14 protein-coding genes are annotated in these 16,019 nt (G+C 59.9%); 5 read left to right on the top strand and 9 right to left on the bottom strand.

The genetic code is table 11. The features are described from left to right. Positions 1-123 precede the first annotated feature (123 nt). The gene (locus AB7M26_RS20190; RefSeq protein ID WP_008076480.1) at positions 124-450 is read left to right on the top strand and encodes a hypothetical protein; all 327 of its coding nucleotides are present in this window, start codon (positions 124-126) and stop codon (positions 448-450) included. On the opposite strand, the gene AB7M26_RS20195 is transcribed toward AB7M26_RS20190, so the two are convergent. Next, entirely contained in the window at positions 447-2,642 is a 2,196-nt protein-coding gene (locus AB7M26_RS20195; protein ID WP_429385866.1) for a TonB-dependent siderophore receptor, read from the bottom strand. The genes AB7M26_RS20190 and AB7M26_RS20195 overlap by 4 nt on opposite strands. 149 nt (positions 2,643-2,791) lie before the next feature. Further along, positions 2,792-3,694 (bottom strand): LysR substrate-binding domain-containing protein, encoded by a 903-nt coding sequence (locus AB7M26_RS20200; RefSeq protein WP_063343779.1) that lies wholly within the window; start codon positions 3,692-3,694, stop codon positions 2,792-2,794. A gap of 106 nt (positions 3,695-3,800) precedes the next feature. Here AB7M26_RS20200 and AB7M26_RS20205 point away from each other — a divergent pair, with 106 nt between their 5' ends. Together AB7M26_RS20205 and AB7M26_RS20210 are read left to right on the top strand one after the other, a co-directional pair. Beyond that, on the top strand, positions 3,801-5,198 hold the full coding sequence (locus AB7M26_RS20205) for an MFS transporter (protein WP_123494790.1): 1,398 nt from the start codon (positions 3,801-3,803) through the stop codon (positions 5,196-5,198). Further along, a complete protein-coding gene (locus AB7M26_RS20210) occupies positions 5,195-6,469 on the top strand; it encodes a glucarate dehydratase family protein (RefSeq protein WP_429385867.1) in 1,275 nt (424 codons plus the stop codon). Before AB7M26_RS20205 ends, AB7M26_RS20210 begins: the two co-directional genes overlap by 4 nt. Positions 6,470-6,550: 81 nt before the next feature. Here the strand turns inward: AB7M26_RS20210 and AB7M26_RS20215 are convergent, their stop codons facing one another. Continuing rightward, complete coding sequence (locus AB7M26_RS20215) at positions 6,551-7,231, bottom strand: glutathione S-transferase family protein (protein ID WP_429385869.1); 681 nt, start codon at positions 7,229-7,231, stop codon at positions 6,551-6,553. A 307-nt stretch (positions 7,232-7,538) separates the two neighbouring features. On the opposite strand from AB7M26_RS20215, the gene AB7M26_RS20220 reads away from it, so the two are divergent. Continuing rightward, positions 7,539-8,456, top strand: a complete 918-nt coding sequence (locus tag AB7M26_RS20220) for an alpha/beta fold hydrolase (RefSeq protein WP_123494786.1) — start codon at positions 7,539-7,541, stop codon at positions 8,454-8,456. On the opposite strand, the gene AB7M26_RS20225 is transcribed toward AB7M26_RS20220, so the two are convergent. From AB7M26_RS20225 to AB7M26_RS20240, 4 genes are read right to left on the bottom strand one after another with little or no spacing between them, the layout of a single operon-like run. Next, positions 8,433-8,897 carry a response regulator gene (locus AB7M26_RS20225; protein ID WP_007901111.1) on the bottom strand — a complete coding sequence of 155 codons (465 nt, stop codon included), beginning with the start codon at positions 8,895-8,897 and terminating at the stop codon, positions 8,433-8,435. The genes AB7M26_RS20220 and AB7M26_RS20225 overlap by 24 nt on opposite strands. Next, positions 8,894-11,221 carry an ATP-binding protein gene (locus tag AB7M26_RS20230; protein WP_429385872.1) on the bottom strand — a complete coding sequence of 776 codons (2,328 nt, stop codon included), beginning with the start codon at positions 11,219-11,221 and terminating at the stop codon, positions 8,894-8,896. Before AB7M26_RS20230 ends, AB7M26_RS20225 begins: the two co-directional genes overlap by 4 nt. Continuing rightward, on the bottom strand, positions 11,218-11,871 hold the full coding sequence (locus AB7M26_RS20235; protein ID WP_429385874.1) for a response regulator: 654 nt from the start codon (positions 11,869-11,871) through the stop codon (positions 11,218-11,220). Before AB7M26_RS20235 ends, AB7M26_RS20230 begins: the two co-directional genes overlap by 4 nt. Continuing rightward, positions 11,868-13,052 carry a sensor histidine kinase gene (locus tag AB7M26_RS20240; protein ID WP_429385875.1) on the bottom strand — a complete coding sequence of 395 codons (1,185 nt, stop codon included), beginning with the start codon at positions 13,050-13,052 and terminating at the stop codon, positions 11,868-11,870. Before AB7M26_RS20240 ends, AB7M26_RS20235 begins: the two co-directional genes overlap by 4 nt. Positions 13,053-13,220: 168 nt before the next feature. Here AB7M26_RS20240 and AB7M26_RS20245 point away from each other — a divergent pair, with 168 nt between their 5' ends. Then, positions 13,221-13,739, top strand: coding sequence for an SgcJ/EcaC family oxidoreductase (locus AB7M26_RS20245; protein WP_429385876.1), 519 nt, complete (start codon positions 13,221-13,223; stop codon positions 13,737-13,739). A gap of 127 nt (positions 13,740-13,866) precedes the next feature. On the opposite strand, the gene AB7M26_RS20250 is transcribed toward AB7M26_RS20245, so the two are convergent. Then, positions 13,867-14,835: a bifunctional 5,10-methylenetetrahydrofolate dehydrogenase/5,10-methenyltetrahydrofolate cyclohydrolase gene (locus AB7M26_RS20250; RefSeq protein ID WP_123494780.1), complete on the bottom strand. Its 969-nt coding sequence runs from the start codon at positions 14,833-14,835 to the stop codon at positions 13,867-13,869. 119 nt (positions 14,836-14,954) lie between these two features. Then, positions 14,955-15,926 (bottom strand): TerC family protein, encoded by a 972-nt coding sequence (locus tag AB7M26_RS20255; protein ID WP_123494778.1) that lies wholly within the window; start codon positions 15,924-15,926, stop codon positions 14,955-14,957. Positions 15,927-16,019 lie beyond the last annotated feature (93 nt).

A 16,019-nucleotide genomic window follows, 5' to 3' on the forward strand; every position in this document is an offset into this window, starting at 1 on the left:
AAGGAGATTCTGCTATGCCGATCGAGACCAAAAAACAGATGAGAATGAGGCGAACTGCTGGCCCACCGATTTCCGTTTCGTTGTCAAACTTGCTTTCTTTTCAGAAGGTTAGGCATTGGCGATATGCGGACTTTGGTATGGATGGCTGTGACGTTTGCCCTGATGCTCTCGCTTGAGGCTCAGGCAAAAGACCTGAGCAAGAACAGTCGTTTCGTCTGCAGCTGGGGCTCGGACATAGCCGCAGATGCACAAGCGGCGAAGCTTTCCGGTTTCACGCTTTACGGGGCACGCAAGAAATTGCAATCGCGAAAATTCCCCCGGCCATGGATGCGCATGACGGCCATGGGGATTACCGAACAAACCTATAACAGTCCCTCGCGCCTCAAGCCTGCTGCTATCAAGCAAACGTACTACGAGCAATGCATCCGGCATGAGTTGGCCCGACGCTAGAAGTTGATCGAGGCGCTCAGCCGGGCGGTGAGTGGGGCGCCCTGGAACAGGTAGCCATCGCCCATGTATTCACCGGCGTCGCGCCAGTAGCGTTTGTCGAACAGGTTGTCCACGGTCAGGCGAAAAACAGTGTCGTATCCGTCGATGCGAGTACTGTAGCGGCTGCCGATGTTGAAGATGGCATAGGCACCGGTCTGCACTTCACCTTGGCGGTTGGCGTACTTGCTGGCGCTGTACTGCACTCCGCCGAGCAGCGCCAGGCCATCGAACCAGGGCAGGGCATAGTCGCCGTAGAGGTTGGCGCGCAAGGTCGGAACGTTGATTGCCTGGTGACCTTCATAAGCTGGCGTGCCGCTGTCGGTGACCCGGGCGCGGATCGCCGCGACACTGGCGGCGATCTGCAGGCGCTGGCTGGCCCAGCCATTGGCCGAGAGCTCCAGCCCGGTGTTTTTCTGTTCGCCCTGTTCGGTGAACGTGAACGTACCGTCATCATTCGGTCGCGAGTACTGGTAGGCCTGTCGAATCTGGAACAGCGCCGCGGCCAGACTGATGCGCTGCCAGTCGTATTTGATCCCTGCCTCGATTTGTCGCGATACGGTAGGCGCGAGGATTTCATAGGCATTGGTGGTGAACCACGCTGCTTCGCCGCCCAGGGACAGGCCCTTGCTGTAGCGGGTGTACAGCGACAGGTTTTGCACCGGCTTGTAGATCAGCGCGGCCTGGGGCAGGAACTCATAGCGTTGGGTGTGCCGGGTGGTGTCGCCCTGGCTGTCGAAGGTCTCTTCATCCAGGCGCACTTCGCGCCCGCCCAGCACTGCCTGCCATTGCTCGTTGAAACTGATCCGGTCATTGAAGAACAGCCCGTACTGGCGGCTGTCCAGGCGACGGTAGGAATCGTTGAGCGGGCCATCGTAAGGGGCAAAATCAGCCGGTTCGCTGTTGATGTTGGCGCTGCCGATCATCTGATTGATGGCATCGCGTTTGTCCACCACGCGGCGGAACGCGCTAGTTCCGACGCTGAGTTCGTGGCCCAGGCCACCGGTTTCGAAGTGGCCGCTGAGGGCTGCCTGCACTTCATCGTTGCGGCGGGTATCGTCGGGGCTGCGGAAATCGTAAATGTCGTAGTCGCCCTCGGGGCTGAAGTAGTTCGGCACCGCCGCGCCGGCGCAACTGGCGGAGCCGTAGCAGCCCCAGGCGAACGCGCTGTAGTCATCGATCACCACCCGGCTGCGCGAGGCGCTGAGGTTGCCTTTCCACTGGTCGCTGAAGCGGTATTCGAAATTACCGTTGAGGTTCAGCGCATCGGTGGTAACCGGCTTCGAACCGCTCTGGTGTGCCAGCAGCTTCTTCGGCGAGGCGTGGTGCGGCAGGCTGGAACCGCCGAGCAGTTGATAGCCTGGTGCAGAGCGCTGTTCCTTGGTCTGGTACTCGGCGTCCAGTTGCAGCAGCGCATTGGGGCTGATGTTCCAGTCGAAGGCCAGCGAGGCGAAGTCGCGCTGGCCATTGGTGTGTTCGACGTAGGAATGGAGGTCTTCGTGGGCCAGGTTGGCGCGCAGGCCGAACTGCTGCTCGCTGCCGAACCAGCCACCGACGTCGGTCGCCAGGTAACCACTGCCGCGATCGTCGGTAGAGACGGTGACCGAACGCACGTCGCCAGGCCGTTTGGTCACGTAGTTGACCAATCCGCCGGGCTCGCTGACACCGCTTTGCAAACCGGAAAGGCCCTTGAGCAACTCCACCTGCTGTTTGTTCTCCAGCCCGACATTCTGCTCGCCAGTAATGGTGCGGCCGTTGATCTTGTAGCTGCTGGCGGAGTTGAGGGAGAAGCCCCGCACGACGAAGTTTTCGTAGTAGCCGACCGGCGCGTAGCTTTCACCCACCGAGGCGTCGTTGCGCAGTACTTCGCTGAGCAGGCGGGCCTGCTGATCCTTGATCATCGCCTCGTTGACCACCGAAATCGAGGCCGGCGTATCGAGCAATGGCGCCGCCTCGAAACCACCGACCGAAGCGCTGTCGGCCTGATAACCGGAAGTATCATCGCCGGTGACGGTCACCGTCGGCAGTTCGGTCGCGGCGGCCCAGGCCGAAGGCACGGCGCTGGACAGCAGCAGGCCCAAGCCCAGGTTCAGGGGATTGAGCGCGAACCGCGGGGCGGCCACTCCCTGGCGGGAGGTCCGGTAAAGCCTATTCATGAAAAATCCTCGACGACTGCGGGCCCGGGTTTGGCGAGATTTAGCCTGTGGCTCACGCTTGAAAGCGGGGCATCATACAAGAGCAGCGATCATGAAATGAAAGTGTCATCGCGACGATCGCCGGGTAACTGCGGCAGCTCCGGGGTTCCTCACAACCCCCAGCCATCCCTCACAGCCTTACGAATTCCCTCCAGCAACATCGCAAACGCCGGGTTGTCGTTGTTCTCACGCCAGATCAAATGCAGTTCACTCTGTACGCCTTCGCCCAGATCGATATCGCGAAACACCACGTTCTTGAACACAACACTGGTGGCGCAGCGAGGTACCAGGGCCAGGCCCATTCCGGCGTTGACCAAGGCCAGGATAGTCAGGGACGAGCCGAGCCACTGCACATATTCCGGGGCGACGCGGGCCGAGCGGAGCATGCCGGTCAGCAGTTCGTTGAACGGCGGGTACGCCGCATGGGAGTACATCAGGAAGGGTTGAGCATCCAGATCTTTGACGGACACGGTGTTGGCGCTGGCCAGCCGATGGTTGTGGGGGACGGCCAATACGAAAGGTTCACGCACCAGGCATTCGGTGGCATAGCCTGGCTCAAGCAACGGTGCGCGAACGATGCCCAGATCGATACGGCGGGCGCGAAGGGCTTCGTGTTGCTGGTAGGTGTTCATCTCCGACAGATCGATTTTGACTTGAGGCTGTTTGAGCCGCGCTTCCGCGATGACCTTGGGCAGGAACTCGTAAACCGCGCTACCGACGAAGCTGATATTGACCGTACCGATGTCCCCTTCGGCGAAGCGCCGAGCGGTTACGGCGGCTTGCTGAGCGCGCTCCAGCAGGTTCTGTGCCTCGATAAAAAAAGCGCGGCCGGCGGCGGTCAAGGCGACGCTGCGCGTGCTGCGGGTGAACAACTCGACGCCCAGGTGATGTTCCAACAGTTGAATCTGGCGACTCAGAGGTGGTTGGGTCATGTTCAACCGTTCGGCAGCCCGGCGGAAGTTCAGTTCGGTGGCCACGGTGGTGAAACAGCGCAGTTGCGTCAGTTCGAACATTGATCTAATCCAGGTATCAATCGAGTGCCAAGTTAGATTAGACGGGATCAATAGGCGCGTCCATGATCGTTTCTCCCCTAAAAAAACAATGAACGGGAGTCGCCCTTTGAATACCCATAAGAGTCCGCCGGACCCGACCGTCCTCGCCCGAGCAGCGGCCAAGGTCAAACGTCACGTACTGCCGCTGTTCGTGGTGATGTTCATCGTCAATTACATCGACCGGGTCAATATCGGCTTCGTGCGCAGCCACCTGGAAACCGACCTGGGCATTGGCGCCGCGGCCTATGGCTTGGGTGCCGGGCTGTTTTTCATAGGTTACGCGATCTTCGAAGTGCCTTCCAATATGCTGCTGCAACGCTACGGTGCCCGCGCCTGGCTGACGCGCATCATGTTCACCTGGGGCGCGGCGGCGATGGCCATGGCCTTCGTGCGCGGCGAAACCAGCTTTTATGTGCTGCGCTTCATTCTCGGCGCCGCCGAAGCGGGTTTTTTCCCAGGCATCATTTATTACTTCACCCAATGGCTACCGTCGACCGAGCGGGGCAAAGCCATGGCGATCTTCCTCAGCGGTTCAGCCATTGCCTCGGTGATTTCCGGGCCGGTATCCGGCGCGCTGCTGCACGTCAGCGGCCTCAGCCTGCATGGCTGGCAGTGGATGTTCCTGATTGAAGGCTTTGCTTCCATCGTGCTCTGTGGGTTTGTCTGGTTCTGGCTGCAATCCCATCCACGCGAGGCGAGATGGCTGAGCGCCGAAGAAAAGGATGCACTGGTAAGCGCCATTGACTTGGAACAGCAGGCTCGCGAAGCCGTGCAGACAGTTAAACCGTCGATGTTCAAATTGCTCGCCGATCGGCAGATCGCCCTGTTCTGCTTTATCTACTTTTCCATCGCCCTGACGATTTATGGCGCCACGTTCTGGCTGCCCAGCATGATCAAGAAGATGGGCAACCTCGGCGACTTCCAGGTCGGCCTGTTCAACTCGATCCCGTGGATCATCTCCATTCTGGCGATGTATGGCTTCGCTGCCATGGCCAGTAAATGGAAATACCAACAGGCCTGGGTGGCCGTGACATTGGTGATTGCCGCGTTCGGCATGTTCATGTCAACCACCGGCGGGCCGATCTTTGCCTTCGTCGCCATCTGTTTTGCGGCCATTGGTTTCAAGGCGGCTTCGGCTTTGTTCTGGCCAATTCCCCAGGGCTATCTGGATGCGCGTATCGCTGCGGCAGTGCTGGCTTTGATCAACTCCATCGGCAATCTCGGCGGTTTCGTGGCGCCGACCGCGTTCGGTTTCCTGGAGCAGACTACCGGCTCCATCGAAGGCGGTTTGTACGGCCTGGCGGCGACTTCGCTGGTCGCGGCCGTAGTGATCTTTTTTGCCCGTACTGCACCGCGTGGCGACACGCGCAGCTCGCTCACCGGTAAACCGGTCGACGCCGCAGCCGCAAAAAATTCTGTCGGTCATCAAGCCTTGAATACCGAGCCAAAGGGAGCTGCCTCTTGAAAATCAAACGCGTTACCGTCACCCCCATCGCCTTTCGCGATCCGCCGCTGCTCAATGCCAGCGGTATTCACGAACCCTTCGCGCTGCGCTCGATCATCGAGATCGAGAGCGACAATGGCTACATCGGTTTGGGCGAAAGCTACGGCGACGCCCCGGCACTGGCGATTCAACAGCAATTGCAAAGTCAGCTGATCGGTCTCGACCCATTCAACCTCAATCAGTTGCGCGCCATCGTGCAGGCCACCGTGGCGGCGAACAAAACCCAGAGCATCGCCGGTGCGGAACTGGCGCCTGGCTCTCACGCCAGCAAAGCGGTGAGCAACGCGTATTCGGCGTTTGAAGTGGCGTTTCTCGATCTACAGGCGCATTCCCTGAACGTGCCGCTGGTGGACCTGCTGGGCGGGGCGATTCGTGATGAAGTGCCGTTTAGCGCCTATCTGTTCTTCAAGTACGCGCAACACATCGATTCACCGTACAAACCGGATAACTGGGGCGAGGCGCTGAACGAAGAGCAGATCGTCGCCCAGGCCCGGCGCATGATCGAGGCCTACGGTTTCAAGAGCATCAAACTCAAGGCTGGGGCACTGCCGCCGGAGCACGAAGTGTCGTGCATCAAGGCGCTGAAAAAGGCCTTTCCCGGTTACCCGTTGCGCATCGATCCGAACGGCAACTGGTCGCTGGAAACTTCGATTCGCATGGCAGAGCTGCTGGGTGATGACCTGCAATATTACGAAGACCCGACACCGGGCCTCGACGGCATGGCCGAATTGCACAAACGTACCGGTCTGCCGCTGGCGACCAATATGGTGGTCACGGATTTTGATGAGTTTCGCCGCAGTGTGGCCCTGAACAGCGTGCAGATCGTGCTCGCCGACCATCATTACTGGGGTGGCCTGCGGGACACCCAGGCGTTGGCGAAAATGTGCGACACCTTCGGCCTTGGCGTGTCTATGCACTCCAATTCGCACCTGGGCATCAGCCTGATGGCCATGGCACATGTCGCCGCTTCAGTGCCCAATCTCGATTACGCCTGCGACACTCATTACCCCTGGCAGGAACCGGATGAAGAGGTGATCAAGGGCGGCAAGCTATCCATCGTCGATGGCTGCGTGAAAATCACCCGTGCGCCTGGGTTGGGTCTTGAGCTGGATCACGATCAACTGGGCAAGCTGCATGATCAATACCTGAGCTGCGGCATTCGTCAGCGCGATGACGTGAAACAGATGCAGCGTTACAAGCCGGAGTGGAAGACGATCAAACCGCGTTTTTGATCGCGCATTCCCGAACAAATCGGTGACTGTCCTTCGCGCTTCGTACCGACTGGTATCAGGCGCGAAGGCTATGGACGCGGATCATGCGTTGTCCGGCGCCTGGCAAAACCGCTGTTCGATCGCCTCTGCAAACGGGTAGAACGAAAACCAGGGCCGGGCTTCATTGATCACGCGCTGAAATGATGGTCTCTGTACCAACCTCTCGAAATAGGCGCTCAGGTGGCTGTAGTCATCGGGGAACGGCACAAGCGTCCGGGCATAGAAAAGTGCCGGGGCAGCGGCGCAATCGGCCATGCTGAAGGCCGGGCTGGCCACCCAGATTCTGGATGCCATCCGGCGTTCAAGCATGCCGTAGGCCGTTTTCAGCATGGATCGCTCTTTGGTCAAATCGCCGTTGGTCGCCTGTAGCCGATCACTGACAATCTGTTGCATCGGCACTTGTACATAATGGTCGAAAAAGCGATCCCATAATCGGACTTCCAGCGCGGTCTCCCAATCGTCTGGAACCAGATTGTGCGTGCCTGGAAATCGTCTATCCAGGTACTCGATGATGATGCTGGACTCCGGCAGATTCAGCTGATGAACAGAGTCAAAAATTATTGGAAACTTTCCGATTGGCCACAATGCCTGAAGTTCTGCGCTGTCGGCAGGGTCACCGAGATCGATGATTCTTCTCTCGAATTCGATACCGTTTTCGTAGAGCGCGATGAGTACTTTGTGACAGAACGACGCCAGTGGATGGTAGTAAAGCGTCAGCGACATCTTTCAACTCCTCATTTGACGTGAGGGGGCGAGAGCCCTGGAACTGATGAAGGTGGGGGCAATGAATAATCATAGGCGGATGTTGGCGATGCGTCAGGGCCGCCACTTTCAAGCGTGCGTACTTGCACACGGGAAAATCCCTGCTTTACTGTGAGCCACTGGTCGGTTTGTGACTTATTGGTCATGGCGTTCATCTCAGCGCCCTTGTACCGTTGTCGCTGGTTTGTGCTGTCAGGCTTGCCCGGAGGAAGCCGGACGGTCAATCAAGCTGTGTGTCTGATCCAATTTGTTCAAGGAATAGAATGAAATGACGTTGAAAACTGCGATCGTCCAGATTGGTAAGAAGTACAGGGTTTATACCGAGCATTACCTCAACGCCACCGCCGACAAGACCATTATTCTGGTCAACGGCTCGCTGGCAACGACCGCCTCTTTTGCCCAAACGGTGCGCTACCTGCGGCCACGCTTCAACGTAGTTCTCTACGATCAGCCCTACGCCGGTCAATCGAAACAACACAACCAGCATGACCAGCCGATCCGCAAGGAAGACGAAGCCGAAATATTGCTGGAGTTGATCGAGCACTTTCGGGCGCAGCATGTGCTGTCCTTTTCCTGGGGCGGCGCGGCGACTTTGCTGGCGCTGGCCCAGCACCCACGACGAATCGAAAAAGCGGTGATCAGTTCATTCGCGGCGCGAATCAATACGCCGATGCGCGATTATCTGGAGAGTGGCCGGCACTTCCTCCAGGCCTGTGATCGGCGCAATGTAGGGCGCTTGATCAACAGCACGATCGGCAAGCATCTGCCGTCGCTGTTCAAGCGTTTCAACGAACGCCATGTCAGCAGCCTTGACGAACACGAATACCGGCAGATGCATTTTCACGTCAACGAAGTGCTGACTCAGGACACTCATTGCTACGTTTCCTGTGCCGATGCCATCGAAGTTCCGCTGCTGTTTATCAACGGCGAACGGGATGAGTACACCTCGGTGGAAGACGCCCGTCTTTTTGGCGCTCATAGCCGTCAGGCTCAATTTCAGACCATCAAGAACGCCGGGCACTTCCTCGATATGGAACACCCGACGGCCTGGAATGACACCCAGCAGGCCTTGCTGGGCTTTCTACAACCGGTCGCCAAAATACCGAGCCAGCCCCGTGACCTGACTTTCAGTAGCAAAGCGTCAGTGATTCCGCCCCTTCAGTCAGCTAACTGGGTGCGGCTTTAACTGGCGCAGCAACTCGATCTGATCCGCCGGGACCAAGGTACGCAAGGCTTTATACAGCGCGCGGGTCTCGAGCAGGTTCCAGACGCGCAGCATGGTTTCCAGGGCGTCCAGTGGCTTGCTGATGAAGTCTTTGGCGCCCAGGGCCAGCGCGCGCAGGCGGGTATCGCGGGTGGCGTCGGCGGTAAGCACGAGGATTGGCAGGTATTCGCCGGTCGGGATGCGCCGGTTGAGTTGTTCCAGTACGGCAAAGCCGTCGAACTCCGGCATGTGCAGGTCGAGAATTACCAGGTCAGGCTCGAAGCTGTTGAACAGGTCCAGGGTTCGCAGCGGCTGGGTACTGCTCAGTACATTGGTCAGCCCTTCGCGGACAAGCAACTGCTCCATCAAGTCGAGGTTGGGCCGCTGGTCGTCGATGATCAGAATGCGCAGGTCGGTGTTCACACAGGCTCCGGTAGATGCTGGTCAAGATGGGCGAGGAATGAAGGGATGTTAATCGGCTTGGTCAGCACCGCCGTCGCTCCCGCTTCCAGCAAGGCCAGATGCCTGAGGTCGCTGGCATCGGCGGTAATCATCAGCACGGGAATGGCACGGGTGATGGAAGACTGACGCAAGCGTTGCAGCACATTGAAACCATCCAGATCCGGCAGCGCCACGTCGAGCAATATCAGCTGCGGCGCATGTTGACGGGCCAGGTCCAGACCCATTTGCCCCTGCATGCTTGAAAGCAACTGGATGTGCGGCCGACGTTGCAGCAGGGTTTCGATCAGGGCCAGGCTCGAGAGATTGTCTTCGATGCACAGGACTTTGCCCTGGTAATCGGGAGCGGCGAGGGCGGCCGTGACCGTTGGGTGACTGATTCGTGCAACCGGTGGCTCGGTGATTGGCTGCAGGCGCACGAAGGGCAGTTCCAGGGTGAAACTTGCGCCTTCGCCGGGTTGGCTTTTGACGGTCAGACTGCCGTTCATCATTTCCAGCAGACTCTTGCTCAAGGCCAGGCCCAGGCCGGTGCCTTCCACGTTCGGATCAGTCTCCAGACGCTCGAACGGCTTGAACAGTTGCTCCAGGCGATCGGCCGCAATGCCCTTGCCGGTGTCGCAGACCGACACCGCAATTCGCTGTTGAATAACCCTGACTTCGATATGCACCTGGCCCTGGGGCCGGTTGTATTTGATCGCGTTGGACAGCAGGTTGAGCAGTACCTGAACCAGGCGTTGCCGATCGGCGACGATTCCGCTGTCGGCGGCCAGCATCGGCAACTCGACCAGTTGAATGCCAGCGTCGCAGGCCATGGGGGAAACCAGTGTCAGGGCTTCTTGCAGCACCACAGCCAAGGGCACGGCTTCAACATTCAGCGGCAGGCGCCCGGCTTCGATCTTGGCGATGTCCAACACCTCGTTGATCAGGGTCAGCAGGTGTTGTCCGGCCCGCAGGATATGACCGATCTGTGCCCGCTGCCCCTTGGGTGAGTCCATGTCCAACAGTTGTGCGAAGCCGAGAATGGAGTTGAGCGGGGTACGCAGTTCGTGGCTCATGCGCGACAGGAACTCGCTTTTGGCGCGGCTGGCGCGTTCGGCTTCTTCCCGTGCGGTGCTCAGTGCTATCTCGGCCACGCGGCGATCGGTGATGTCGCGGGTGATCTTGGAGAATCCGCGCAAGGCGCCACTGCTGTCGTATTGCGCGGTAATCACCACGCTGGCCCAGAAGCGGCTGCCATCCTTGCGGCAACGCCAGGCCTCTTCCATGTAATGACCGTCGCGAGTGGCCTCGCGCAGCGCCATGTCGGGATGCTGCGGGCATTCTTGCGACAGATAAAACACCGAAAAATGCTGACCGACGATTTCCTGTTCGGTGTAGCCCTTGATCCGTTCGGCGCCCGCATTCCAGCTGGTGACGAAACCCTGTGTGTCGAGGGCGAAAATACCGTAGTCCTTCACGCCGTCGATGATCAGCCGCAGACGCTCTTCGTTGTCGCGCAACGCTCGTTCACGTTCAGCCAGCAACAACCCGGCTTCGATCAGGCGCGTGCCCAATTGACCAATCTCATCGTTCTCCGGCGGCTGCGGCAGTAATGGCTGACCGAGAGCCAGACGTTGTGCGTTGCCCTGGACCTGTTTGACCCGGGCGACGATGCCCTTGGACAGGAACAGCACCGCCACGATGGCGCCAAACAGCCCGCAGGCCGCGGCCAGCAGGGTGGAGAACAACAAACGCTGGCGAGTCGAGGCGGCCGCCGCGGTGCGCTCGGCCAGCAACGTATCCTCGAGGGTGCGCATGGCGCTGATGCGTTCGCGCAACTCGTCGAGGATGTGCTTGTTGTTGATCAGGATGGTGGTGATCGACTCGGGTGTGGCGCTGCGATCGTCGAGCAGTTCAACCAGACCCTCGACCTTGGTCTCGATCAACGGGGTGATCGCCTCCAGATGTTTGCGCACCCGCTCATCGCGAACGTTGCTGTCGAGCCGTCGCAGGGCTGATTCGATCAAGGGCTTGGCTTGCCGATAACCCGGCAGGAAATCCTCACGACGGGTCAGCAGATAACCGCGCACGCTGGCGGCAGCCTCGGCGAGCAGGGTGTGCACGGCCTGAATGTCGCCTTGCACCAGCAGCACCCGGCGCACGTCCTCTTCCGCGCGTGCGGTCTGACGCTCGGTGATGTAGATCAGCACCAGCGAGAGCAACAGGATTACCAACGGCAGGGAAATCACCACGAGGGCTTTGCCGCGTAATGGCAGATCGGCCCAGCGTCGAGCATTTGAAACCTTCATGACTGGGTCACCAGCCCCAGGGCCATGCCACGAACGGCCGCCTGGGTTCGGTCGGCGGCGCCGAGTTTACCGATGACCCGTTCCACGTGGGCTTTGGCCGTGCCCGTGGTGATACCGAGTTCTTCGCCGATTTCACGATTGCTGAAGCCGCTGGCTACCAACCCGAGGACCTGGCGTTCGCGGGCGGTCAAGGTTTCGGCAGGCGCGGCGCCGTTGGCGTTGCGCTCGGTCATGCGACGTAGCAGGCGGGCGCTGACGGCGCTGTTGAGGGCTTCCTCGCCCGCGGCGACGCGTTGCAGGGCGTCAATCACTTCATTGCGGCTGGCGTCTTTGAGCAGGTAACCCACGGCACCGGCATTCATCGCCGCTTCCAGGTGATCCGGGCTGTCGTCCATGGTGAAGATCACCACTTTCAGGGCCGGCAGGCGCTGCTGAAGAATCCGCGCCGCGCCCAGCCCGTTGAGCACGGGCATGCGAATGTCGAGGATGACGATGTCGGGCCGCAAGCGCTCACAAACGTCCACTGCTTCCTGGCCATCGCGGGCCTGGCCGACCACTTCGAATTGCGGATGGCCCGCCAGCAGCGCGACGAAGCCGGTCCGGGTGACCTCATGATCGTCCGCCAGAACCAGACGTAAAACTTCAGTCATTGAGCTGTTCCATTGAGGTCGGAGGGTACGGTGGCGCGCAGTTGCGTCCCACCCTGCACATGGCTGACGCAAGTGAAATCGCCGCCCAGTAGGCTTGCGCGTTCCTTCATCGCCGCGAGCCCCAAGTGCCGGGCGCCGCAGGTGTCGAGTCGTTGTTCCATGGCAAAACCTTTGCCGTTGTCGTCCAGCCGTAGCGAGGCTTGTCCTTCGTGCAGCTCCAGCGCCAGGACGACGTGGCTGGCCTGCGCATGTTTGAGAATGTTGTTAATGCCTTCCTGGGTGATCCGGAACAGGGCGATTTCCACCTGGCTGGGCAAACGTGCTTCGCAACGCATGCTCCAGTTCACTTTGATCCCGGCGTCACGCAGGCGATCCGCTTCTTTGTCGACCGCCTTCAGCAAGCCAAAGTCGTCGAGTACCGTCGGGCGCAGGCCGCTGATCAATTGCCGGCCTTCGCCGACGCAGTGCTGGGCCAGTGCAAGAATCGTCTGTAAGTCTGCGCTGAGTTCGTCGGGCAGTGGCGGGCAGCGGCCGGCAAAACCTTGCAGGCGCTGATGCAGCCCGGCGAGGGTTTGCGCCAGGCCGTCGTGCAAGTCGTAAGCCATGCGTTTGCGTTCGTCTTCCTGTGCCCTGAACAGCCTGTGGACCAGATCGGACATGGTGCGCTCGCGGGCCACCAGTGCATCCAGCAACCGCTGGTTTTCCAGGTGCGCGGCCAGCAGGGTGGCGAGCAATTGCAGGGATTCGAGGTCCTCGGTGTCCGGTGCACTGATGCTGACACTGTTGGCCAGCACCAACGCACCGAAGGCCGCGCCATCGCCGCCGCGCAACGGCACCCGCAGCACATTGGGCAGAACCGCGCTGGGCTGCTCCTGCCATTGCGGGGTGCGCATCGCGGTATTGGCGAGGTGTTCGAGGCTGCATAAACGATCACGGCTGCCGTGACTGGCGGTGGTCTTGACCTGCGCATCCACGTCCCATTCCAGCAGTAACGCGTGGTCCATCGCCAGGAACGCGCAGGCCCGTTGCAGCACCCGTTGACGCATGGCCTCGGGGGCCAGTTGCGTCAGTTCCTGGCCGGTATCCACCAGCAACCGCAGTCGCGCGGCGCGACTTTGCGATTGCCGATACTGGGTGCGAATGGCCAGGGCGCTACCGGGGTCATGATCAGGGTTTTGCATGGACGGATTCCGGCGGGCACGCCCGTTCGGGCTGGGGCGTCATTAAACCTTGTTGACGGGGCAGGGCGCTATCTGCCGAATGGCATAGGCAAATGACTCCGGTTGGCCGATGGCGGGCGACGCTTCGAACGGCACAGTGTGGCCATCGACCACCATTGGAATCGCGCAATGAAATTCAAGACCTCAACCATCGCCCTGTTGTTCGCCCTGACCACCCCGTTGGCCCAGGCGTTGGAGGCAGTGCCTTACGTCTACAGCAGCGTGGCCGAACAGCCCGGTAACGTGAAGGATCGTGAAATCGCCGCGCTGTTTGATCAATGGAATAGCGCATTGAAGAGCGGCAATGTTCAGAGCGTGGTCGACCTGTACGCGCCGAACGCCGTGCTGCAGCCGACGGTTTCCAACAAGGTGCGCACCACGCCGGCACAAATCAAGGACTACTTCGATCACTTCATGGCGCTCAAGCCGGTGGGCCAGATCAACTTCCGTGAGATCCGTCCATTAGGCGCCAATGTGGCGATGGACAGCGGCGTCTACACCTTTTTCCTGACCGAGGCCGATGGCAAGACTCGTCAGGTGCAGGCGCGCTACACCTTCGTCTATGAACAGGTTGGCGGGCAGTGGAAGATTCTCAACCACCACTCTTCGGCGATGCCGCAAGCGCAGGTGCTGCACGCCGGGAAGTAACGGCCAAGCACAATCCCTGTGGGAGCGGGCTTGCCCGCGATAGCGGTGTATCAGTCAACATTGATATCGACTGACTCGCCCTCATCGCGGGCAAGCCCGCTCCCACAGGTTTTTCCGTGCGTTGTGCTCAGTTCAACGCCAGGTCGTCCACAGGCTGCTGCCCGCGGGCCTGTGCGGCGCGTTGCAACTGGCTGGCGATCAGGGTGTTTTTCAGCAGATAGGCAATGGTCATCGGCCCGACGCCGCCCGGCACCGGGGTGATCGCCCGGGCGACGGTGCGGGCGCTGGCGTAGTCGACATCGCCCACCAGACGATCGCCGGACTCGCTGGCGATGCGGTTGATGCCGACATCGATGACCACCGCGCCGGGCTTGAGCCAACTGGCGTCGATCAACTCAGGCCGACCCACCGCTGCGACCACGATATCCGCCAGCCGGCACAACGCCGGGGCGTCGACGCTACGCGAATGCACCACGCTGACCGAGCAGTTGGCCTGCAACAACAAGGTCGCCATCGGTTTGCCGACAATGTTCGAACGGCCGATGACCACCGCGTGCAAGCCGCTCAAGTCATCACCGCAGGTCTCGTGCAGCAGGCGCATGCAGCCACTGGGCGTGCATGGGGTCAGGACCTCCATGCCTTGCACCAGCCCACCGACATTTTCCCGATGAAAACCGTCCACGTCCTTGATCGGGTCGATGGCATGAATCACTGCCTGCTCATCGATAGAGTCCGGCAAGGGCAATTGCACCAGGATGCCGGTCACCGAGGCATCGGCGTTGAGTTGCGCAATCAGTTCCAGAACCTGGGTCTGGCTGACGGTTTCCGGCAGGCGGTATTCAAGGGAGCGGATACCGACTTCCTTGGCGCGCAGCAGTTTGTTGCGCACATAAACGTGGCTGGCCGGGTCGTCACCGACCAACAGGACCGCAAGGGCGGGATAGATTTGCTGGCCGGCCAGGGCCAGAACCTCCTCCCGGACCTCGTCGAGAACCTGGGCAGAGATGGCTTTGCCGTCGATATCGCGGGCCAGTGATGGGGTACTGCTGATCAAATGCGTCACCGTCGTCTTGATTGAAAGGGGTGAAGTGATCATCAAGGCGCCGATGATCCATCAGAGACATGCAGGCAGGGACGCACAGGCTACCAGTTGAGGGCAGGCCAATACCACCGCAACACCGAAAGATAAGACCGGCAGGGGATCGTGGGCAGCGCCTACAGGGAGCGCATTTGATCCTCTTTGCGGGTCAAGACCAGACTCAACAGCACCGAAGTCAGAATGATCCCGCCGACAACGGCCAGCGACCATTCAACCGGCATGTGAAGCCACGGCATCAGCGTCATCTTGGCGCCGATGAACACCAGTACGATCGCCAAACCGTATTTGAGCAGGTGGAAGCGGTCAGCCATGTCGGCCAGCAAAAAGTACAGGGCGCGCAGGCCCATGATCGCGAAGATGTTCGAGGTGAACACAATGAACGGGTCGGTGGTAATGGCGAAGATTGCCGGGATGCTGTCGACCGCAAACATCAGATCGCTGGCCTCGATCAGCACCAGCACCAGAAACATTGGCGTCGCCCAGTGCCGCCCCTTTTTCATCACAAAAAAGCGATCGCCACGAAACTCGTCGGTGACGCGCAGATGGCTGTGTATCCAACGCAATATGGGGTTTTTATCGAGGTCAGGCTGCTGATGGGCGAATACCAGCATCTTGATCCCGGTGATGATCAGGAACACACCGAACACATACAGCAGCCACGCGAACTGCGACACCAGCCACACACCGGCGAGAATCATCGCCCCACGCATCACGATCGCCCCGAGCACGCCGTACAGCAACACTCGGCGTTGCAACTCTGGCGGTACGGCGAAGTAGCCGAAAATCATCACAAAGACGAACATGTTGTCGATCGACAGCGACTGCTCGATCAGATAGCCCGTGAGGAATTCCAGGGTTTTGCGTCGCGCAATCTCCGGCCCGAACTCGCCATTCAAGTACCACCAGAGCAATCCCGCGAAGGTCAGCGTTAGCGCGCACCACGCAATCACCCAGGACGAGGCCTCGCGCACCGATACCCGATGCGCCTTGCGCCCGCCGAAAACAAACAGATCCAAAGCCAGCATGGCGATGACGAAGGCAATGAAGGTGACCCACATCCAGAGTTCACCGATGTTCAGGGGTTGCATGTCGTTCTCCCTGTCTGGACTTGTTCTGGAGCCGACAGGGTCATGCTAGCGGGGAGATTGCAGCGAAGAAAAATCGAATATTCTTTACCAATA

The organism is Pseudomonas sp. F-14 TE3482 (genome assembly GCF_053629455.1).

What these genes read in the sequence shown, in the direction of transcription:
- AB7M26_RS20190 (WP_008076480.1), top strand. Translation starts at nt 124, where the DNA reads ATGCGGACTTTGGTATGGATGGCTGTGACGTTTGCCCTGATGCTCTCG.
- AB7M26_RS20195 (WP_429385866.1), bottom strand. Translation starts at nt 2,642, where the DNA reads ATGAATAGGCTTTACCGGACCTCCCGCCAGGGAGTGGCCGCCCCGCGG.
- AB7M26_RS20200 (WP_063343779.1), bottom strand. Translation starts at nt 3,694, where the DNA reads ATGTTCGAACTGACGCAACTGCGCTGTTTCACCACCGTGGCCACCGAA.
- AB7M26_RS20215 (WP_429385869.1), bottom strand. Translation starts at nt 7,231, where the DNA reads ATGTCGCTGACGCTTTACTACCATCCACTGGCGTCGTTCTGTCACAAA.
- AB7M26_RS20220 (WP_123494786.1), top strand. Translation starts at nt 7,539, where the DNA reads ATGACGTTGAAAACTGCGATCGTCCAGATTGGTAAGAAGTACAGGGTT.
- AB7M26_RS20230 (WP_429385872.1), bottom strand. Translation starts at nt 11,221, where the DNA reads ATGAAGGTTTCAAATGCTCGACGCTGGGCCGATCTGCCATTACGCGGC.
- AB7M26_RS20235 (WP_429385874.1), bottom strand. Translation starts at nt 11,871, where the DNA reads ATGACTGAAGTTTTACGTCTGGTTCTGGCGGACGATCATGAGGTCACC.
- AB7M26_RS20240 (WP_429385875.1), bottom strand. Translation starts at nt 13,052, where the DNA reads ATGCAAAACCCTGATCATGACCCCGGTAGCGCCCTGGCCATTCGCACC.
- AB7M26_RS20245 (WP_429385876.1), top strand. Translation starts at nt 13,221, where the DNA reads ATGAAATTCAAGACCTCAACCATCGCCCTGTTGTTCGCCCTGACCACC.
- AB7M26_RS20250 (WP_123494780.1), bottom strand. Translation starts at nt 14,835, where the DNA reads ATGATCACTTCACCCCTTTCAATCAAGACGACGGTGACGCATTTGATC.
- AB7M26_RS20255 (WP_123494778.1), bottom strand. Translation starts at nt 15,926, where the DNA reads ATGCAACCCCTGAACATCGGTGAACTCTGGATGTGGGTCACCTTCATT.